Raw genomic sequence first — 20,109 nt, 5'->3', positions numbered from 1 at the left:
ACGCGCACGCCTTCAGGCGGTTGCTTCTTCGCGCAAACCGGTGTGCACCGTCGGATGCGCGAGCCGCACGCGCAGCTCGCGCTTGAGCCGCGTGTTGTCGAGCCGGCGCGATTCGCCCATGAAGCTCAGCAGCTGCAACGGCAGCTGGCGCTGGGCTTCCTCGCGCGCCACGCGCGGCGGGCGCGGCATGCCGTAAAGATCGGCCGCGAGGTCGATGTAGTCGCCCATGCGCAGCTCGGTGTCGTCCGAGACATGCACGATGCGCTGCGGCCGGCCGCGGAACAGCGCCGCCACGCAGGCTCTTGCAAGATCGTCGGCATGGATGTGGCTGGTGAACACGTCGTCCTCGCGCCGCAGCACCGGCGTGCCGCGCGCGAGCCGCTGGCGCGGCGTGCCGCCCTCGCGGTCGGGCGCGTAGATGCCCGGAATGCGCAGGATGCTGGCGCGCACGCCCGCGCTGCGTCCGAGCCAGCGCACGGCGCGCTCGGCGTCCACGCGGCGGTGGGCGCGGGGCGTGTCAGGCCGCACGGGGCGCGTTTCGCTCACCCGCGCGCCGCCGCAGTCGCCATAGACGCCGCTGGTGGAGCCGTAGACGAACGCAAGCGGCACGGAGCGCAGCCGCAGCGCGCGCGCCAGCGCGGTGGTGCGCTGGTCCCGCCACCAGGCGGCGCCGCCGTCGCGCGCCGGCGGCGCCAAGTGCAGCACGCGGGTGGCCACGCCGGCCAGGCGGCGCAGCGTGGCCGGATCGTCCAGGTTGCCCACGAGCGGACGGATGCCGGCCGCCCGCAGGGCCGGCACCCGTTCGCCCGATGAAGTGAGCGCCACCAGCTGCAGGCGGCCGCGCAGGCTGCGCGCCACGCGCTGGCCGACGTCCCCGCAACCCACGATCAGCAGGCGTTCGCGGCGAAAGCGCGCCGGCAGCGCGCCGGAAGGGCTATTGATTGAAGGCAAAATCCGAGTTCCTTTCCCTTTTCAGCCAGGCTGAAACAAGCCGAAGAATACCGATGACTGTTGCAGCGCCGCATGAAGCGGGCTTTTCCATCACCGTCGAGCCCAGCGGGCGTCATTTCGTGGTGCATGGCGACGAAACCATTCTCGCGGCCGGCATCCGCCAGGGCATCGGCCTTCCCTATGGCTGCAAGGACGGCGCCTGCGGCTCGTGCAAGTGCAGGAAGCTCTCGGGCGAGGTCGAGCTCGGGCCGCACCAGAGCAAGGCGTTGAGCGCCGAAGAACAACTCGCGGGCTTCGTCCTGACCTGCTGCGCCCATGCCAAGAGCGACGTGGTGCTCGAGTCGCGCCAGGTCACCGAGGCCGGCGCCCTGCCGATCCGCAAGATGCCGGTGCGGGTGCTGGCGCTCACGCGGCTGTCGCACGACGTGATGAAGCTGCGCCTGCAGCTGCCGGCCGGCGAGCCGCTGCAGTTCCATGCGGGCCAGTACGTGGAATTCATCCTGCGCGACGGCGCGCGCCGCAGCTATTCGATGGCCAATGCGCCGCACACGCTGGCCGAGCCGGGCACGGGCATCGAGCTGCACCTGCGGCATCTGCCGGGCGGCAAGTTCACCGACCATGTGTTCGGCGCGATGAAGGAAAAGGAAATCCTTCGCATCGAAGGCCCCTACGGCAGCTTCTTCCTGCGCGAGGATTCCGCCAAGCCGATGATCCTGCTGGCCTCGGGCACTGGCTTCGCTCCCATCAAGGCGCTGCTCGAGCACATGAAGTTCAAGCGCATCGACCGGCCTGCCACGCTCTACTGGGGCGGCCGCCGGCCCGAAGACCTCTACATGGACGCCTGGGTGCGCGATCAGCTGAAGGAAATGCCGAACCTGCGCTACGTGCCGGTGGTTTCCAACGCCACGCCGGAGGACAACTGGACCGGCCGCACGGGCTTCGTGCATCGCGCAGTGCTGGAAGACTTTGCCGATCTTTCGGGCCACCAGGTGTATGCCTGCGGCGCGCCGATCGTGGTCGACTCGGCCCGTCACGATTACGTGGCGCTGGCCGGCCTGCCCGAAGAAGAATTCTTTGCCGACGCGTTCACCACCGAGGCCGACAAGGCGCTGCCCTGATTCCGCTTTCCCTTCCCCCGAGACACAAAAGAATGAAGACGAGACACTTCCTCCTCGCGCTGCTCGCCAGCGCCACGCTGCTGGCCACCGGCCAGGCCGCGGCCCAGCAGCAGCGCCCGATCCGCCTCGTGGTGCCCTATGCCGCGGGCGGTCCGATCGACGTCACGGCCCGCATGCTGGCCGAACGCGCAAAGGACACCCTGGGCCCGATCATCATCGACAACAAGCCCGGTGCGGGCGGCAACATCGGCGCCGACATCGTGGCCAAGGCCGCGCCCGACGGCCTCACCATCGGCATTGCGGCCACCGCCACCCATGCGGTGAATCCATGGCTCTACAGCAAGATCCCGTTCAACGCGGCGACCGACTTCGCGCCCATCACGCAGATGGTGCGCGTGCCGAACGTGCTGGTAATGAACGCGGAAACCGCGCAGCGCCTGAAGATCAACACCGTGGCCGACCTGATCCGCTACGCCAAGGCCAACCCTGCCAAGCTCAACTACGGCAGCGGCGGCAACGGCAGCGCCGGGCACCTCGCGGGCGAGCTGTTCAAGAAGCAGGCCGGCATCTTCGCGCTGCACATCCCGTACAACGGCGGCAATCCGGCGCAGCTGGCGCTGCTGTCGGGCCAGGTCGACTTCAACTTCGACAACCTTGCCACGGCGGCGCCGAACATCCGCTCGGGCAAGCTCAAGGCGATTGCGGTCACGACCTTGCAGCGCAGCAGCGCCATGCCCGAACTGCCGCCGGTGGCCGACACGCTCAAGGGCTTCTCGATCGATACCTGGTGGGGCCTGGTGGCACCGGCCGGCACGCCGCACGACGTGGTCATGAAGCTCAACCAGGCCTTCGTGGCGGCGCTGAACGCACCGGAAACGAAGACCCGTTTTGCCACGCTGCTGGCCGAGCCCGTGCCCAGTTCGCCCGAGCAGTTCGGCGCGTTCATGAAGAGCGAGCTCTCCAAGTACGAAGCCGTCGTGAAGGCGACCGGCGCCCGGGTCGACTGACCTGCGCGATTATTCGCCCAGGTAGGCGGCCCGCACGCGCGGGTCGCTCAGCAGATCCTTGGCATCGCCCGTCATCGTGATGAGGCCCGACTCCATCACGTAGCCGCGGTCGGCCAGCTGCAGCGCGCGGTTGGCGTTCTGCTCCACCAGCAGGATGGTCACGCCCTGCGCGGCCACGGTCTGGACCACCTCGAAGATCTTGTCGCACATGATCGGCGACAGGCCCATGGTGGGTTCGTCGAGCAGCAGCACCTTGGGGCGCGCCATGAGCGCACGGCCCATGGCCAGCATCTGCTGCTCGCCGCCCGACATGGTGCCCGCGAGCTGGTCCTTGCGCTCGCGCAGGCGCGGGAAGGTCACGAACACGCGCTCCATGTCGCTGGCGATCTCGGCCTTGTCCTTGCGGATGTAGGCGCCGATCTGCAGGTTCTCGGTGATCGTCATGCGCGTGAAGACGCCGCGGCCCTCGGGCACCATCACGAGGCCCTCGCCCACCAGGTCCCAGGCACCGCGGCCCTTGATGTTGCGGCCCAGGAATTCGATGGTGCCCGCGCCCGCCGGCAGCGTGCCGGTGATCGCCTTCATGGTGGTGGTCTTGCCGGCGCCATTGGAGCCGATCAGCGACACCAGCTCGCCTTCGTGGACCTCGAAGTCCACCCCCTTCACCGCCTGGATGCCGCCGTAGCCGACCCGCAGGCCGCTGACCTTGAGCAGCGTCTTGCCGGTGGCGTTGGCCGCAGTCTTCCGCGGAGTTGCAGTTGCCGTTGCCGTCGTTGTGTCTTCTGCGCTCGTCATTGTCGTCGTCGCCATTTCAGTGTCCTCCGGTGCCGAGGTAGGCCTCGATCACCTTCTCGTTCTTCTGCACGTCGTAGGGCGTGCCTTCGGCGATCTGCTTGCCGTAGTCGAGCACGGTGACGCGGTCGCACAGGCCCATGATGAGCTTGACGTCGTGTTCGATGATGAGGATGGTCCGGTCGTCCTTGCGGATGCGGTCGATCAGTTCGCGCAGCAGCACCTTCTCGGTCGAGTTCATGCCGGCGGCGGGCTCGTCGAGCGCGATGAGCTGCGGGTCGGTGGCCAGCGCGCGCGCAATCTCGAGCCGGCGCTGGTCGCCGTAGGACAGCGTGCGCGCCTTGTAGTCGGCGAACTTGCCGATGCCCACATAGTCGAGCAGTTCCTGCGCGCGGTCGGCAATGGCCTTTTCCTCGGCCTTGAACGAACGCGTGCGCAGCATGGCGCCGAACACGCCCGAATGGGTGCGGATGTGCCGCCCCACCATGACGTTCTCGAGCGCGGTCATTTCGGAGAACAGGCGGATGTTCTGGAAGGTGCGCGCAATGCCGGCCTTGGCCACTTCATGCACGGCCGTCGGTTGGTAGGGCTTGCCGGCCAGCTCGAAGCTGCCGCTGTCGGGCGTGTAGAGCCCGGTGATCACGTTGAAGAAGGTGGTCTTGCCGGCGCCGTTGGGGCCGATCAGGCCATAGACCTGGCCGCGCTTGATGGTGATGCCGACGTCGGAAAGGGCCTGCAGGCCGCCGAAGCGCTTGGAGATTCCGCGAACGTCGAGGATGGTGTCTGTCGTCATGTGGATGGCTTCCTTCGGCTCACGGATTGATCGACATGGGACGCGAGGCCGCACCCGGCAGTTCGTCGGCGGGCGTCTCGATGCCCGGCGCGTGGGTCTGCAGCGAACCCGGCGCCACCGGTGCATCGGAAGCCACGCCCTTGCGCTGCAAGGTCTTGCCATGCTCGGGCGAAGGCCAGAGACCGCGCGGACGCACCAGCATGATCACGATCATGGCCAGCGCGATGAAGAGCTGGCGCAGGATGGACGCGTCGAGGCGGCCGTCGGTCATGGCCTGCAGCGGGCCGGCCACGTAGCGCAGCACCTCGGGCAAGGCGGCCAGCAGCACGGCGCCGAGAATCACGCCCGGCAGGTGCCCGATGCCACCCAGCACCACCATGGCAACGATCATCACCGACTCCATGAGGCTGAACGATTCGGGCGAGACGAAGCCCTGGAAGGCCGCGAACATGGCGCCCGACACGCCGCCAAAACTGGCGCCCATGCCGAAGGCCAGCAGCTTCATGTTGCGGGTGTTGATGCCCATGGCCTTGGCGGCGATCTCGTCTTCGCGGATGGCCATCCAGGCGCGCCCGATGCGCGACATCTGCAGGCGGTGCGAAATGATGATGGTGGCCACCACCAGCGCAAGGAACAGGTAGTAGTAGAGCGTGACCGACGAGATCGTGAAGCCGTCGAACTTCCACGCCTTGCCGAGGTCGAGCCCCCAGAACTTGATGGAGTCGATGGCTGTGATGCCCTTCGGCCCGTTGGTGATGTTGATCGGCTGGTCGAGGTTGTTCAGGAACACCCGGATGATTTCGCCGAAGCCCAGCGTCACGATGGCCAGGTAGTCGCCGCGCAGCTTGAGCGTGGGCGCACCGAGCAGCACGCCCAGCATGCCGGCCACCACGAGCGCCAGCGGTATCACGATGAGCAGCGAGGTGTGCAGCCCGTTCGGAAACATGGCCTTGAACCACGGAAAGGTTTCCGACAGGTGCGACGAGCCCATCAGCGCGAACAGGTAGGCCCCGATCGCAAAGAAGGCCACATAGCCCAGGTCGAGCAGGCCGGCGTAGCCCACGACGATGTTCAGGCCGAGCGAGAGCATCACGTAGAGCAATGCGATGTCGGCGATGCGCACCCAGGCGTTGCCCTGGCTCTGCAGGAAGATCGGCAGTGCGAGCACCGCGACGACGCCCAGGATGTAGAGCGCGAGGTTCTTGCTGTTTTTCATGGCGTGCTGCTCCTCAGGCCCGATCCGCCACACGCTCGCCGAGCAGGCCCGAGGGCCGCAGCGTGAGCATGACGATCAGCACGATGAACGCGAAGATGTCGCTGTAGTTGCTGCCCAGCACGCCACCCGTGAGGGCGCCGATGTAGCCGGAGCCGATGGCCTCGATCAGCCCGAGCAGGATGCCGCCGACCACCGCGCCGGCCAGGTTGCCGATGCCGCCGAACACCGCCGCGGTGAAGGCCTTGAGGCCGGGCAGGAAGCCCATCGCGTGCTGCGCGATGCCGTAGTTGGAGGCGTACATGACGCCCGCGATGGCCGCGAGCACGGCACCGATGATGAAGGTGGCCGAAATGACCATGTCGGGCCGGATGCCCATGAGCGCCGCGACGCGCGGGTTCTCGGCGGTGGCGCGCATCGCGCGGCCGAGCTTGGTGTAGTTGACCAGCCACATCAGCACCACCAGCGAGAACGCCGTGACGCTCAGGATCATGACCTGCGTGGGCGAGATCACCGCGCCGCCCACCTCGATGGGCGTGGTCGACAGCAGGTTCGGGTACGCCTTGTTGGTGGGCTTCCAGATGATCATGGCCAGCGTCTGCAGCAGGATCGACATGCCGATGGCCGTGATGAGCGGCGCGAGCTTGGGGCTGTTGCGAAGCGGCCGGTAGGCGACCTTCTCGATGACGAAGTTGAGCGTGGCCGCAACGATGCAAGCAATGATCAGCGCGATGATGAGGACCAGCCAGCCAGGCGTGCCGGGCATCGACTCCTTCATGAGCCCGATGATGGTCCAGCTCGTGAGCGCCCCCACCATCAGCACTTCACCGTGCGCAAAGTTGATCAGATTGATGATGCCGTACACCATGGTGTAGCCCAAGGCTATCAAGGCATACATGCTGCCCAGGACCAGACCGTTGATGATCTGCTGCAGCAATATTTCCATAACGCGTTCCCTATTTGTTGCACCGTTGCGGGGTGCTGTTCACCCACCTTGGCACCGGTTTGGCACCTCGGCTTGATAAGCAAAAAACCAGCCAACATGTGCCGCCGGCTGATTTGTGGGCGGGATTGTAAGCACCCACCAGCGCCGATTTGGTGCGCCTTGCCCGGGGTTTACCCGCTCATGCCATGCTGTATGCGAGTGAAGTCATGCATGGGGTACGCGCATGGTGAAAAGGCGTATCACTCCTCGCGCTGGCCGTTCAGGCGGCGCAGTTCGCGCAGTTTTTCCGCGATGCGGATTTCGAGCCCGCGCTCGACGGGCTGGTAGAAGACCTGGCCCTCCAGGCCATCGGGCAGGTAGCGCTCGCCCGCGGCAAAGCCGCCCTCCTCGTCATGCGCGTACCGGTACCCCTTGCCGTAGTCGAGGTCCTTCATGAGCTTGGTGGGCGCGTTGCGCAAGTGCATCGGCACGGGACGCGTGCTGTCCTTCTTGATGAGCGCGCGCACGGCGTTGTAGGCGGTGTAGACCGCGTTCGACTTGGGCGCCATCGCCAGGTAGACCACGCACTCGGCCAGCGCGAGTTCGCCCTCGGGCGTACCCAGGCGTTCGTACACCTCGGCGGCGTCGAGCGCGAGCCGCAGCGCACGCGGATCGGCCAGTCCGATGTCCTCGCTGGCCATGCGCACCAGCCGGCGCGCCATGTAGCGCGGATCGGCGCCGCCGTCGAGCATGCGCACGAACCAGTAGAGCGAGGCGTCGGGGTCGCTGCCGCGCACCGACTTGTGCAGCGCGCTGATGGTGTCGTAGAACTGCTCGCCGCCCTTGTCGTAGCGCCGCATGCGCTCGCCGAGCACGCGCAGCAGCCACTCGTCGGTGATGTGGCCGAGCTTTTCGGCGCGGGCCGCCACGGCCAGCGTCTCGAGCGTGTTGAGCAGGCGCCGCGCATCGCCGTCGGCATAGGCGACGAGCCGGTCGATGGCCGTGTCCTCGATGCCCGGCACCGCCTGGATGGCCTGCGCCTTGGCCACGATCTGCTTGAGGTCGGCCTCGGTGAGCGGCTGCAGCACGTACACGGCCGCACGCGAAAGCAGGGCCGAGTTGACCTCGAAAGAGGGGTTCTCGGTGGTGGCGCCGATGAAGGTGAACAGGCCCGACTCCACATGCGGCAGGAACGCATCCTGCTGGCTCTTGTTGAACCGGTGCACCTCGTCGACGAAGACGATCGTGCGCTGCTGCTCCAGGCCGTCGCGCGCGGCCGTGGCGCGCTCGACCGCATCGCGGATGTCCTTGACGCCGCCGAGCACGGCGCTGATGCTGAGGAACTGCGCATCGAAGGCATCGGCCATCAGCCGCGCAATGGTCGTCTTGCCGGTGCCGGGCGGTCCCCAGAGGATGCAGGAATGCGGCTGCCCCGATTCGAAGGCAATGCGCAGCGGCATGCCCGGCCCCAGCAGGTGCTGCTGGCCGATGACCTCGCCGAGCGTCTTCGGACGCAGGCGCTCGGCAAGGGGTTGATGCGAACTGGTGGCCAAACCTGCGGTGCGCCCGATGGCTGCTATTGCTTGATGACGTCGGCGCCGGCGGGCGCCTTGAATTCGAACACGCTGGCAGGCAGCGCCGGATTCACCTCGACCTTGCTGAACTTGAGCACCGAGCGCTGCCCGAAGCTGTCAAGAATTTCGAGCGCCGCCAGCGCATCGCCCTGGAAGCCGACCTGCACATTCTGCAGCTGGCCGTCCTTGTTCTTCGGCGTGGCCTTGACCCACTGCAGGCCGTCGCGCTCGGGCGCGGCCTCGAGCGTGAAGTCGGCCTGCAGCGCGCGCAGGTCGGGTGCCGCGGCAATCAGCGCAGCGGGCGTCGAGCCCAGCGCCTGCGACTGGGCACGCTGCGTGACCTGGTTCAGGTCGGCGTCGTAGAGCCACAGCGTCTTGCCGTCGGCCACGATGCTCTGGGCGAAGGGCTTCTGGTAGTCGAACTTGAACTTGCCGGGCCGCTGGAATTCGAAGGTGCCGGTGGAGGTCTTGGTGCGGCCGGCCTGCCCGTCGCGCGGCGGCGCCGTCACGGTCTGGGTGAACTCGGCACGGCCCGACTTGACGGTCTTCACGAAGGCCTCGAGGCTTTCAAGGCCGCCGGCCCAGGCGTTGGCGGAACACAGGAGGCCGATCAACAGCCAATGGCGAATTTTCAATTGGGGTTCCTCGGAAAAGCGATGGCGTCGGCACGACCATACCCCGCTGCGCGTTGCGCCATGCGCGGGGCTTCATGAAGTTTTGCAACGTTATTGCAGCTTTTGCAAAGTGGCTGTCAGTGGGTAACGCCCAGGTGCGCAGGCATGGGCCGGCTATTCGGCGCGCGCCGGCACCAGGATCTCGCGCTGGCCGCTGCCGCTCATGGCGCTGACCAGGCCGGCCTTCTCCATGTCTTCCACCAGCCGGGCCGCACGGTTGTAGCCGATCTTCAAGTGGCGCTGCACCAGCGAGATGCTGGCCTTGCGGTTCTTCAGCACCACCTCGACCGCCTGGTCGTACATCGGGTCCTTCTCGGCATCGCCGCCCTCGCCCAGCATGTCGCCGTCGCCGTCGACCGTGCCGCCTTCGAGCACGCCTTCGATGTAGTCGGGCTCGCCCTGGCTCTTGAGGTAGGCCACCACGCGGTGCACTTCCTCGTCGCTCACGAACGCGCCGTGCACGCGGATCGGAAGGCCCGTGCCGCTCGGCATGTAGAGCATGTCGCCCATGCCCAGCAGCGCCTCGGCGCCCATCTGGTCGAGGATGGTGCGGCTGTCGATCTTGCTCGACACCTGGAATGCGATGCGCGTGGGAATGTTCGCCTTGATGAGGCCGGTGATCACGTCGACGCTGGGCCGCTGCGTGGCAAGGATCAGGTGGATGCCGGCCGCGCGCGCCTTCTGCGCGAGGCGGGCGATCAGCTCTTCGATCTTCTTGCCCACTACCATCATCAGGTCGGCCAACTCGTCGATCACCACCACGATGTGCGGCTCGCGCTTGAGCGGCTCGGGATCGTCGGGCGTGAGGCTGAAGGGGTTGTAGATGAACTCCTCGCGCGCCTTGGCTTCGTCGATCTTGGTGTTGTAGCCGGCCAGGTTGCGCACGCCCAGCTTGCTCATGAGCTTGTAGCGGCGCTCCATCTCGGCCACGCACCAGTTCAGGCCGTGCGCGGCCTGCCGCATGTCGGTGACCACCGGTGCCAGCAGGTGCGGAATGCCTTCGTAGACCGACATTTCGAGCATCTTCGGGTCGATCATGAGCAGGCGGACGTCGCGTGCCTCGGCCTTGTAGAGCAGCGAGAGGATCATCGCGTTGATGCCCACCGACTTGCCCGAACCGGTGGTACCGGCCACCAGCACGTGCGGCATCTTCGCAAGGTCGGCCACCACCGGGTTGCCGATGATGTCCTTGCCCAGGCCCATCGTGAGGAAGGACTTGCCTTCGTTGTAGACCTGCGAGCCGAGGATTTCACTGAGCTTGATCGACTGGCGCTTGGCATTCGGCAGCTCGAGCGCCATGTAGTTCTTGCCCGGAATGGTTTCCACCACGCGGATCGACACCAGCGAAAGCGAACGCGCCAGGTCCTTGGCCAGGCCGACGATCTGCGAGCCCTTGACGCCGGTGGCCGGCTCGATCTCGTAGCGCGTGATCACCGGGCCCGGCGACGCCAGCACGACGTGCACCTCGACGCCGAAGTCCTTGAGCTTCTTCTCGATCATGCGCGAGGTCATCTCGAGCGTGTCGGCCGAGACCGTTTCCTGGCGCGCCTGCGCGGCGTCGAGCAGGTCGACCTGCGGCAGCTTGCTGTCGGGCAGTTCCTTGAAGAGCGGCTTCTGGCGCTCCTTGACCACGCGGTCGCTGCGGGGCACCTCGGTCATCGCGGGCTCGATCTGCACCGGCGGCGACGCCGCGCGGCGCTTCGGGCGCGGCTCGATGCGCAGTTCTTCGTCGCCGTCGGCATCCATCGGCTCACCGCCGGCCGCTGCGCGCGAGAACGGCAGGTCTTCTGCCTCGGCGCGCTCGCGCGCGGCCTGCTTGCCCATGGCGATGTCGGCCGCCATCTCGCGCTTTTCGCGGCGCGACTCGAACAGCGAGTAGGCCCGCGCGCCGATGCGTTCGGCGATCTGGCTCCAGGAGAAGCGGAACACCAGCGCCGAGCCGATCACGCCGGCGGCGATGGCCACCAGCGCCGAGCCGGTAAAGCCCAACCAGCGCACGCTGGCGGGCCCCACCAGGTAGCCCAGCACGCCGCCGCCCGAGCCCGGCAGGTGGGACTCGAGCCGATACAGGCGCGACCATTCGAGCACCGCGCTCGCGCACAGCAGCAGCACCAGGCCGAACCAGAAAGCCAGGCGGCTGCGGTTGAAGCGCCCGCGCACCGGCTGCTCGGCCGGCGCAGCCTCGCCGCCGCGCAGCCAGTTGGCCAGCGACGAGAGCCATGCCCGCAGGCCCGCCGCCAGGCACCACCAGACCGAATAGCCCGCCAGAAAATAGCTGCCGTCGGCCAGCCAGGCGCCGATGCGGCCACCCCAGTTCTTGATCTCGCCGCCGGTGCCGGAGGTCGACCACGCCGCATCGGAGGGCGTGAAGCTCAGCATGGCCAGCAGCCAGAACAGGAGCCCCGCAAAGCCCGCCACCAGCGTGATCTCGTGGGCGAAGCGCATGGCGCGCACGCGCACCGGTTGCCCCTCGGCGGCAGAAGAAGATTGAAGTGTATTGAGCGAATAGGTCATGAAAAACGCGGCACCCAATCCTTCGAAACGGCGGCTGGATGCCTGAACACTACAACAAAAGGGTGCGGCCGCCTGAAGCGCCGGACCCGGCGGCTCAAGCCAGGGACAAGAGCCGGTCCTTGACGATCATGGAGCCGTCGTCCTGGGTCTGGACAAATCCGCGCTCCTCGAGATCCTTCATCACGCGGCTCACCATTTCGCGCGAGGCGCCCACCATTTTCGCGAGATCCTGGCGCGAGATCTTGTCGCGCACCTTCAGGTTGCCTGCCCCATCGTCGATCGCGAACTCGAGCAGCGAACGCGCCACGCGCCCATAGACGTCCATCAGCGCGAGCGACTCGATCTTGCGGTCGGCATGGCGCAGGCGCTGCACCAGGCCGCGCATGATGTTGTAGGCCATCGAGGAGTTCTCGGGCAGGCAGCGCGCGAACGCGTCCCGGTCCAGCATGAGGACGTCGCATTGGATCTCCGTGCGCACCGTGGCCGAATGGGGCTCGTCGTCGATCAGGCTCATCTCGCCGATGTAGTCGCCGGGATGCAGCGTGGCAAGGATCACCTCACGCCCGCGGTTGTCGGCGCTCGTCACGCGCGCGCGTCCGGTCAGGATGATGTAGAGCGCGTCGGATTTCTTGCCCTGCTCGACAACGACCTCGGCCCGCTTGAAGCGCTTCTTGATGATCGCATCCGCAATGCTTGCAGACTGCGAGGACGTGAGCGAGGCAAACAGCGGAACGCGCCGCAGCAACTCAAGATTGGACAGCATCGACATTTATCAATCCCTGATACGGCGTGCGCAAGCTCGTCCATGGTCGGGCCCGATGGATTACTACAATCGCGCGCATTGAAAACACCGTGCACCCGGTGTTGAACCGAGCGGTGATACTCCACATATATCGCTACCACCCTGAAAATGTACACGCTGAAGCAGCGCAAATCCTAGGTTTTCCACTCATGTCCGCTCCCCAACACGCCAAGGTCTTGATTCTGGGCTCCGGCCCGGCCGGCTACACCGCCGCCGTCTATGCAGCCCGCGCAAACCTCCAGCCGCTGCTCATCACGGGCATTGCCCAGGGCGGCCAGTTGATGACGACCACCGAGGTCGACAACTGGCCCGCGGACGTGCACGGCGTGCAGGGCCCCGAGCTGATGCAGCGTTTTCTCGAGCACGCGGAGCGCTTCAAGACGCAGATCGTCTTCGACCACATCAACAAGGTCGACCTCGGCAAGCGCCCGTTCACGCTCACCGGCGACAGCGGCACCTACACCTGCGATTCGCTGATCATCGCCACCGGCGCTTCCGCCAAGTACCTCGGGATCGACTCGGAACAGAAGTTCATGGGCCGCGGCGTCTCGGCCTGCGCCACCTGCGACGGCTTCTTCTACCGCGAGCAGGAAGTGTGCGTGATCGGCGGCGGCAACACCGCCGTCGAGGAAGCCCTGTACCTAGCCAACATCGCGAACAAGGTCACGCTGGTGCATCGCCGCGACAAGTTCCGCGCCGAGCCCATCCTGATCGACAAGCTCATGGAAAAGGTCGCCGAGGGCAAGATCGTCCTGAAGCTGCACAACGAACTCGACCAGGTGTTGGGCGACGACACGGGCGTGACGGGCATCCGGATCAAGAACACGCAGAGCGGCGCCACCGAGCAGATCGACCTCAAGGGCTGCTTCATCGCCATCGGCCATCACCCCAACACCGACATCTTCCAGGGCCAGCTGGAAATGAAGGACAACTACATCCTGACCCGCTCGGGCCTGCAGGGCTTTGCCACGATGACCAGCATTCCGGGCGTCTTTGCCGCCGGCGACGTGCAGGACAACGTGTACCGCCAGGCCATCACGAGCGCCGGCACCGGCTGCATGGCCGCGCTGGACGCCCAGCGCTTCCTCGAGCAGGACGGTACGCTTTAGGCGGGTGGCCCCAAAAGGGCTATAATCCGAGGCTTTGCCGAAATAGCCCCTTTCACGAGGGGCCGAGCATCCGGGCAAAGCCGGGGTACCGCCACCCGTTTTCTGGCGAGGTCAAGCTGCAAAACACCTGCAATCCGCCACGATTGCATCGGTGCCAGCTGTTCAAGAAAGAGTGTCCTCATGGCACGCGTATGCGACGTAACGGGCAAAGGCCCGATGGTCGGAAACAACGTTTCCCACGCCAACAACAAAACCAAGCGCCGGTTCCTGCCGAACCTGCAATACCGCCGTTTCTGGGTCGAGACCGAAAACCGCTGGGTTCGCCTGCGTGTTTCGAGCGCCGCACTGCGCCTGATCGACAAGAACGGCATCGACGCCGTGCTCGCAGACCTGCGTGCACGCGGCCAAGCTTAAGGAGCTGAATCATGGCAACGAGCAAAGGCGGACGCGAAAAGATCAAGCTGGAATCCACCGCGGGTACCGGCCACTTCTACACGACCAGCAAGAACAAAAAGACGATGCCTGAAAAGATGTCGATCATGAAGTTCGACCCCAAGGCACGCAAGCACGTCGAATACAAGGAAATCAAGCTGAAGTAATTCGGCCCGATTTCCCCAGCAAAAAACCCGCTGCTCACCCAGCGGGTTTTTTGTTGCCTGTCGAATGCCACATGCGGCAGGCACACAAAAGCCGACCCCGAGGTCGGCTTTTTGATGGGCGAAGAGGGCTTGCTGCCTGCTCGCTCAGGCGCGTGCAGCGCGCAGGCGGGTCGAGAATTCGCGCAGGCCGGCGATGCCGCTGGCCTCCGCGCGATGGCACCAGGCCGCCAGATCGGCCGCCAACTGCTCGCGCGACTGCGAAGTGTTGAGCCAGAGCTGGCGCAGCTCTTCGCGCATGGTGACCATCTTGTCGATCACCGGGTGGGCAGCGCGCGCCTGCACGAGGTGCGAGCGGGCCGATGCCGGCACCTTGTCGTCGTCGCGATGCAGCCAGTTCTTGGCCGCCTTGAGCACCGAGATGTCGCCGCCCTTGGTCTTGAGCGCAGCCAGTTCGGCCTTGGTGACACGGCGCATCTCGCGGGCATAGCCGGCCATGACTTCATAGCGGTTGGCAATGACAGCCTCGAGCGTCTTCTCGTTGGCCACGGGCTGGATGTCGCCCATCTGCATCTTCGGCGGCACCTTCTTGACCTTGGCCCAGCCGATCTTCTGCATCATCTGGATGTAGACCCAGCCGATGTCGAATTCGTACTTCTTGACCGAGAACTTGGCCGAGGTGGGGTACGTGTGGTGGTTGTTGTGCAGCTCTTCACCACCAATGATCAGGCCCCAGGGCGAGACATTGCGGCTGGCGTCCGGCGCCTCGAAGTTGCGGTAGCCCCAGTAGTGGCCGATGCCATTGATGATGCCGGCCGCGGTGATCGGGATCCACAGCATCTGCACGGCCCAGACCGTCAGGCCGAGCGCGCCGAACAGCGCCAGGTTGATGACCAGCATCAGGCCCACGCCTTGCCAGCTGTAGCGGGTGTACAGGTTGCGTTCGAGCCAGTCGTCGGGCGTGCCGTGGCCGTAGCGCTCCATCGTTTCCTTGTTCTTCGACTCGGCGCGATACAGCTCGGCGCCGCGCCACAGGACTTCGTCGATGCCCTTGACCTGCGGGCTGTGCGGATCTTCTTCGGTTTCGCACTTGGCGTGGTGCTTGCGGTGGATGGCCACCCATTCCTTGGTCACCATGCCGGTGCCGAGCCACAGCCAGAAGCGGAAGAAATGCGAAGGAATCGGGCCCAGATCCATGGCCCGGTGCGTCTGCGTGCGGTGCAGGAAGATCGTGACCGCAGCGATCGTGATGTGCGTGGTGACGAGCGTGTACAGCACGACTTGCCACCATGTGAGGTCCCACAAGCCGTTGCCGAGCCAGTCGATGGCCGCGCTCAAAACGGCAGAGTCAGGAATCAACATTGAATTAGGTGCTCCATGGCCACACGAAGGTGCAGCCTTTCAGTTAACCCGCGATTTTAAGGTGGCAGGGCCAAAAAGAGGCCTTTTGCCCTTTCACAATTGCGCAGATTTACCCTAGTTTGGAGTGCCGTGCCTATTTGCGGTTCCACACCGCCGCAAAGAAACCGTCCGTGGCGTGGCGGTGCGGCCACAGCCGCAAATAGCGGCGCCCGTCCGTTCCGCCCGCGCAGAGCGCCTCGAAACCCTCCACCTTGAGGCCCTGCAGCAGTTCCGCGGCGTCCTGGGGCACGAAATCGGGGTTGGCGGCGCTGAAAGCCTCGGCAATGGCCTCGTTTTCCTCGGGCAGCACGCTGCAGGTGGCGTAGACCAGCCGTCCGCCCGATTTCAGCAGGCGTGCCGCGCTTTGCAGGATGGCGGCCTGCTTGACCGTCAATTCCTCGACCGATTGGGGCGACTGGCGCCATTTCAGGTCCGGATTGCGGCGCAGCGTGCCCAGGCCCGAGCACGGCGCATCCACCAGCACCCGGTCGATCTTGCCGGCAAGGCGCTTGATGCGGTCGTCCCGCTCGTGCGCAATGGCAGCCGGATGAACGTTCGACAGCTTGCTGCGCGCGAGCCGTGGCTTGAGCGCGTCGAGCCGGTGGGCCGAGGTATCGAAGGCGTAGAGCCGGCCGGTGTTGCGCATGGTCGCGCCGATGGCCAGAGTCTTGCCGCCGGCGCCGGCGCAAAAATCGACCACCATCTCGCCCCGCTTGGCATCCAGCAGCAGCGCGAGCAATTGGGAGCCCTCGTCCTGCACCTCGACGGCGCCGCGGGCGAAGGCGTCCAGCTTGGTCAGCGCGGGCTTGCCCTCGATGCGCAAGCCCCAGGGCGAGAACGGCGTTGCTTCCGATTTGATAGCAGCTTTCGCAAGCTCCGCCTTCACCTCGGCGCGCTTGTCGGTCAGGGCGTTGACGCGAAGATCGAGCGGCGCGGGCTGCTGCAGGCTTTCGACCAGGGCCCAGAAACCGTCGCCCAGCTGGGCCTTGAGCGGCCCCACCAGCCATTCGGGCAGGTTGTGGCGATGGCGTTCGAGCAGATCGTCCGGCTTGACGGCATCGCAATTGTCGAGCCAGCGCTTTTCGCTGTCGCTGAGGGCGCTCTTCAGAAAGTCGCGCGGGCCATGAAAGCCCAGGATCGCCATGCGGCGCTCCTTCGAACCACTGCCCGAGGGCGAGAGATGGTCGAACAGCAGCTTCTTGCGCAAGACGGTGTAGACGGTCTCGGCAAGCGTGGCGCGCTCGCGCGGGCCGAACTCGCGGTGGTCGCGGAAAAAGCGCGAAACGACCTGGTCGGCCGGGTGATCGAATTTCAGGACAAGGCCGACCAGATCGGCGGTGGCCTCCAACAGGGCTTTGGGGTGCATGCCCCGATTGTCTCAGCCGGGCGGCCTGCTACGCCGTGCGCGTCCAGATCGCCCCGAAAGCCTGCCGCTCGATTTCGGCCAGGGTGGGCGAATGGCCGGCCCAGAGCACCAGCGCCGCGCCCGGCAGGCTCACCGTCTGTTCGAGTTGGCGGCAAAGCTGCCAGCGGTCGCCGTCGTCCAGCCCCGGCAGTTCGACGAACACGACATAGGCCCGGCGCCACGGAAACTCGCGCAGGTTCTTGCGCACCAGCCAGGCCCGCGAAATGGGCAGGCAGCGCGCGAGGTCGGCCCGCAGTTCGCCCAGCTCGTGGTCGCTCAGGTCGTGCCGGGCGATCTGGCTGAAGAAGGGCGTCTCGGTGATCTCTTCCCAGGCGCGGGCTTCGGCTTCCTCGGCCTCCTTCAGGCGGCCGCGCCACAGCTTGAGCGCTTCCTCGTCGTGCATTCCTGCATCGGGGTCCTCGAGCGCGGCCACGGCATTTTTTGCGGCCCACCACCGGCTCGCCGCGCTGGCGCCGTACAGGCGCTCGAGCACGGCCAGGCGCGCCGCGCGGTCGCGCAGGGGCAGCATCTGGGCCAGCCCGCGCAGCGCGCCGGAGTGCTCGGGCGCGACCTGGAGCGCGCGCTCATAGCGGGCACGCACCGGGGCGGCCGGATCGAGCCGGCGTTCGGCATCCGCCCACTCCACCAGCTCGTCGGGCGTGTTGCGCTCTCCCCGCGCCGCGAGCAGCTCGACGCGCTCGCGGAGGCGCGAACGATGCGCGTGGTGCTGCTTCCAGTCGCCGGCATGGGCGCGGCGCCATTGGTTGTCGAAATGCGCGATCCACCTGGCGCTGTCGGCCAGCATGCCCAATGCCGGCTCGGCCGACCACGGCGGCACCACGGCCTTCTGGCCGAGCGCCTCGAGCCGGTCGCGCAGCACCGGATGAGTGTCGTCCAGATCGCTGACGCGCCGCATGGCGTCGCGCAGGGCCTGGCGCGCGAATTCGGCGTCCGGCGGCGTGGCGGCACGCTCCCTCAGGGCTTCGAAGGGACCGGGCGGCTGCGGCTCGCGTTCGGCGCGCGCCCAGTGCGAGGCCCAGAACTCATCGGCATACCAGCTGGCCTTGATGGCTATTTCGGTCAAGGCGGCCGCGGCCACGGGCGTGCCCAGCAGGCGGCCGGAGATGCGGTCGGCTTCGTATTCGTCCTGCCGCGCGAGCGCGAAGGTCCGGGCTGCGAAGCGCGGAAAGTACCAGCGGAAGAACGCCTGCGACACCAGCGCCATCACGCCTTCGTCGCGCTGCAGGCTCGCGTCCAGCTTCAGCCACGAAAGGCGCGTGCGGTAGATCCAGGCGCTGAGCTTGCCGTGGTTGCCGCGCAGGTGCCCATACTCGTGCGCGAGCACCGACAGCAGCCGCCGCCGGTCCAGCATCATGAGCAGCGGCAGCCCGATGCTGAGGGAATTGACCGCCCCGCCGAAGAGCCCGAAACGCGGCACCTGCCGGATGCTGGCATTGAACTCGTCGTCGAGATAGACGCGATGGACCGGCGGCCCCTTGATCTTCTTGCGGATGCGCTCGAGCGCCTCGAACAGCGCCGGCGCATCCGCACGAGAAAGCTCGCGCCCTTCGGGTTCGTCGAACCGGACCCAGAGCGCGCGCAGCGTGGCCCAGAGCAGGCCCAGGGCGAACAGCAGCAGCCAGCCGCGCGTGAAGCTGAAACGCCCGCGTCCGGCAGCCAGCGCGACCCAGGCGATGATGCCGACGGAAAGCGCAAGGCAGGCCAGCACCCAGAGATAGCCGAGGGCGGCAAAGGCCGCGACGCCGCGCCGGTAGCGCGCGCTGTGGTCCGCGCTGGCATGCTCGCTCAGCCTGACGAGGTGAACAAAATCAGCGCGATCCATCCGACTCTCCTCCCTCCGACCCTACCGTTTGAAAGGCACGCTAGACCGTGAACGACGACAACGACCTGCCACCCCTGATCGAGACACCGCCCGGCCGCTACCGGCACTACAAGGGCGGCGAATACGAGGTACTGGGCACCGTGCGCCACAGCGAAACGCTGGAACCGATGACGCTGTACCGCGCGCTCTATGGCGCGAAGGGGCTGTGGGTCCGGCCGGCCGCGATGTTCGAGGGCACCGTGGACATCGATGGCGTTCGCCATCGGCGCTTCGCGCCGGTACGCAACGCTACATAGCCGACGGCACCGGCCCCGACGCGCCTCAGCCGCAGCGAACGTCCGTCACGCGGCCGCGTGCGTCCACATCGAGGTTCAGTCGCCCGCCGTTGAGTTCCATCGTCACCGCCTCCCCGGGCTTCAGCGCGCGCACCGTGCCCGCACCGGCGCGCACGCGGGCGGCGGCCTCGAGCTGGGGCGACAGCGGCTGGCCAACGGCGAAACGCGCGCCGTCCGCATTGCACTGGAACACCGGCTCGGGTGGTGCAGCGGATGCGGATGCAGGGGTTGGTGCAGGGGCTGGCGCGGCGCAGGCCGACAGCAGGATGGCGCCGGCGACCGCGGACAGTAGCGATTGGGTTTTCAATTCATGCTCCCGAAAACCCGCGAATATAAACAAATTTAAGACGTGTGACTTGATGTATCTGCAAGCCACGCAGCAATGGCGCGTGGATACAACTGATGCTCTTGCGCGAGCACCCGGCCGGCCAGCGTGGCGGCCGTGTCATCCGGCAGCACCGGCACCACCGCCTGGTCCAGGATCGGGCCATGGTCGAGTTCCGTCGTGACTTGGTGCACCGTGACGCCGGCCACCTTGCAGCCCGCGTCGATCGCCCGCTGGTGCGTGTTCAGCCCCGGAAAGGCCGGCAGCAAGGAAGGATGAATGTTGACCAGCCGGCCTGCGTAGCGCCCGACGAAGCCCGGCGTCAGGATGCGCATGAAGCCCGCCAGCACCACCAGCGCCGGCGAATGCGCGTCGACCGCCTTCGCCAGCGCCTCGTCGAAAGCCTCGCGCGTCGCGAACTCCTTGTGTGGGACTACGGCGGTTGCGATGCCGTGCGTTCTGGCGACCGCGAGCCCGCCCGCTTCGGCCTTGTTGCTGACGACCGCGGCAATGCGGGCGCCGAAGCGCTCGGACCAGCGGTCGCGCTCGGCGGCGCGCACGATGGCCGCCATGTTGGAGCCGCCGCCGGAAATCAGGATCACGATGTTCTTCATGGGAGGCCGGGATTATCTGTGCTCCGCCCGCGTTGTCGCCGCGCGGACACCGATTCACAGCACGACCGTGCTAAAACTCGAAGCTCCGGAGACACGCCGCGCCGTTTGCGGCGGCACG

The 20,109-nt window shown here is 66.5% G+C and carries 20 protein-coding genes; 6 read left to right on the top strand and 14 right to left on the bottom strand.

Annotated features, from left to right (window positions below; translation table 11 throughout):
• Positions 1-12 precede the first annotated feature (12 nt).
• Complete coding sequence (locus FB547_RS08415; RefSeq protein ID WP_145741261.1) at positions 13-951, bottom strand: SDR family oxidoreductase; 939 nt, start codon at positions 949-951, stop codon at positions 13-15.
• Between the two features lie 53 nt (positions 952-1,004).
• Here FB547_RS08415 and FB547_RS08410 point away from each other — a divergent pair, with 53 nt between their 5' ends.
• Both FB547_RS08410 and FB547_RS08405 read left to right on the top strand, forming a co-directional pair.
• Positions 1,005-2,069 carry a CDP-6-deoxy-delta-3,4-glucoseen reductase gene (locus tag FB547_RS08410; RefSeq protein ID WP_145741260.1) on the top strand — a complete coding sequence of 355 codons (1,065 nt, stop codon included), beginning with the start codon at positions 1,005-1,007 and terminating at the stop codon, positions 2,067-2,069.
• A gap of 32 nt (positions 2,070-2,101) precedes the next feature.
• On the top strand, positions 2,102-3,076 hold the full coding sequence (locus tag FB547_RS08405) for a Bug family tripartite tricarboxylate transporter substrate binding protein (protein WP_145741258.1): 975 nt from the start codon (positions 2,102-2,104) through the stop codon (positions 3,074-3,076).
• A gap of 9 nt (positions 3,077-3,085) precedes the next feature.
• On the opposite strand, the gene FB547_RS08400 is transcribed toward FB547_RS08405, so the two are convergent.
• The 8 genes from FB547_RS08400 to FB547_RS08365 form a co-directional block, all read right to left on the bottom strand.
• Positions 3,086-3,871 carry an ABC transporter ATP-binding protein gene (locus FB547_RS08400; RefSeq protein WP_145742000.1) on the bottom strand — a complete coding sequence of 262 codons (786 nt, stop codon included), beginning with the start codon at positions 3,869-3,871 and terminating at the stop codon, positions 3,086-3,088.
• Between the two features lie 16 nt (positions 3,872-3,887).
• Complete coding sequence (locus FB547_RS08395; protein WP_124957304.1) at positions 3,888-4,661, bottom strand: ABC transporter ATP-binding protein; 774 nt, start codon at positions 4,659-4,661, stop codon at positions 3,888-3,890.
• 19 nt (positions 4,662-4,680) lie between these two features.
• The gene (locus tag FB547_RS08390) at positions 4,681-5,877 is read right to left on the bottom strand and encodes an ABC transporter permease subunit (protein ID WP_145741256.1); all 1,197 of its coding nucleotides are present in this window, start codon (positions 5,875-5,877) and stop codon (positions 4,681-4,683) included.
• A 13-nt stretch (positions 5,878-5,890) separates the two neighbouring features.
• Entirely contained in the window at positions 5,891-6,820 is a 930-nt protein-coding gene (locus FB547_RS08385; protein ID WP_145741254.1) for a branched-chain amino acid ABC transporter permease, read from the bottom strand.
• Positions 6,821-7,059: 239 nt separating this feature from the next.
• The gene (locus FB547_RS08380; protein ID WP_145741252.1) at positions 7,060-8,352 is read right to left on the bottom strand and encodes a replication-associated recombination protein A; all 1,293 of its coding nucleotides are present in this window, start codon (positions 8,350-8,352) and stop codon (positions 7,060-7,062) included.
• A 23-nt stretch (positions 8,353-8,375) separates the two neighbouring features.
• Complete coding sequence (lolA, locus tag FB547_RS08375) at positions 8,376-9,008, bottom strand: outer membrane lipoprotein chaperone LolA (RefSeq protein ID WP_145741250.1); 633 nt, start codon at positions 9,006-9,008, stop codon at positions 8,376-8,378.
• A gap of 153 nt (positions 9,009-9,161) precedes the next feature.
• A complete protein-coding gene (locus tag FB547_RS08370; protein WP_145741248.1) occupies positions 9,162-11,561 on the bottom strand; it encodes a DNA translocase FtsK in 2,400 nt (799 codons plus the stop codon).
• Positions 11,562-11,655: 94 nt separating this feature from the next.
• A complete protein-coding gene (locus FB547_RS08365; RefSeq protein ID WP_018903175.1) occupies positions 11,656-12,330 on the bottom strand; it encodes a Crp/Fnr family transcriptional regulator in 675 nt (224 codons plus the stop codon).
• A gap of 182 nt (positions 12,331-12,512) precedes the next feature.
• Here FB547_RS08365 and trxB point away from each other — a divergent pair, with 182 nt between their 5' ends.
• The 3 genes from trxB to rpmG all read left to right on the top strand — a co-directional run bounded on the left by trxB (position 12,513) and on the right by rpmG (position 14,071).
• On the top strand, positions 12,513-13,472 hold the full coding sequence (trxB, locus tag FB547_RS08360) for a thioredoxin-disulfide reductase (RefSeq protein ID WP_012746430.1): 960 nt from the start codon (positions 12,513-12,515) through the stop codon (positions 13,470-13,472).
• 180 nt (positions 13,473-13,652) lie between these two features.
• The gene (gene rpmB, locus FB547_RS08355; RefSeq protein ID WP_007830293.1) at positions 13,653-13,886 is read left to right on the top strand and encodes a 50S ribosomal protein L28; all 234 of its coding nucleotides are present in this window, start codon (positions 13,653-13,655) and stop codon (positions 13,884-13,886) included.
• 11 nt (positions 13,887-13,897) lie between these two features.
• Positions 13,898-14,071, top strand: a complete 174-nt coding sequence (gene rpmG / locus FB547_RS08350) for a 50S ribosomal protein L33 (RefSeq protein ID WP_007830291.1) — start codon at positions 13,898-13,900, stop codon at positions 14,069-14,071.
• 144 nt (positions 14,072-14,215) lie between these two features.
• On the opposite strand, the gene FB547_RS08345 is transcribed toward rpmG, so the two are convergent.
• The 3 genes from FB547_RS08345 to FB547_RS08335 all read right to left on the bottom strand — a co-directional run bounded on the left by FB547_RS08345 (position 14,216) and on the right by FB547_RS08335 (position 18,717).
• Positions 14,216-15,430 (bottom strand): fatty acid desaturase, encoded by a 1,215-nt coding sequence (locus tag FB547_RS08345; protein ID WP_145741246.1) that lies wholly within the window; start codon positions 15,428-15,430, stop codon positions 14,216-14,218.
• Between the two features lie 133 nt (positions 15,431-15,563).
• Positions 15,564-16,835, bottom strand: coding sequence for an RsmB/NOP family class I SAM-dependent RNA methyltransferase (locus FB547_RS08340; protein ID WP_145741244.1), 1,272 nt, complete (start codon positions 16,833-16,835; stop codon positions 15,564-15,566).
• Positions 16,836-16,863: 28 nt separating this feature from the next.
• Entirely contained in the window at positions 16,864-18,717 is a 1,854-nt protein-coding gene (locus FB547_RS08335; RefSeq protein ID WP_145741242.1) for a M48 family metalloprotease, read from the bottom strand.
• A 47-nt stretch (positions 18,718-18,764) separates the two neighbouring features.
• On the opposite strand from FB547_RS08335, the gene FB547_RS08330 reads away from it, so the two are divergent.
• On the top strand, positions 18,765-19,013 hold the full coding sequence (locus FB547_RS08330) for a DUF1653 domain-containing protein (RefSeq protein ID WP_145741241.1): 249 nt from the start codon (positions 18,765-18,767) through the stop codon (positions 19,011-19,013).
• Positions 19,014-19,038: 25 nt separating this feature from the next.
• Here the strand turns inward: FB547_RS08330 and FB547_RS08325 are convergent, their stop codons facing one another.
• Positions 19,039-19,359, bottom strand: coding sequence for an I78 family peptidase inhibitor (locus tag FB547_RS08325; protein ID WP_145741239.1), 321 nt, complete (start codon positions 19,357-19,359; stop codon positions 19,039-19,041).
• A 35-nt stretch (positions 19,360-19,394) separates the two neighbouring features.
• A complete protein-coding gene (gene purN / locus FB547_RS08320) occupies positions 19,395-19,991 on the bottom strand; it encodes a phosphoribosylglycinamide formyltransferase (RefSeq protein WP_145741238.1) in 597 nt (198 codons plus the stop codon).
• Between the last annotated feature and the right edge of the window lie 118 nt (positions 19,992-20,109).

This window comes from Variovorax beijingensis, assembly GCF_007828835.1.
GTDB lineage: Bacteria > Pseudomonadota > Gammaproteobacteria > Burkholderiales > Burkholderiaceae_C > Variovorax > Variovorax beijingensis_A.
Note: the sequence above shows the minus strand (reverse complement) of the source record. Positions and strands in the feature narration are given on the sequence as shown.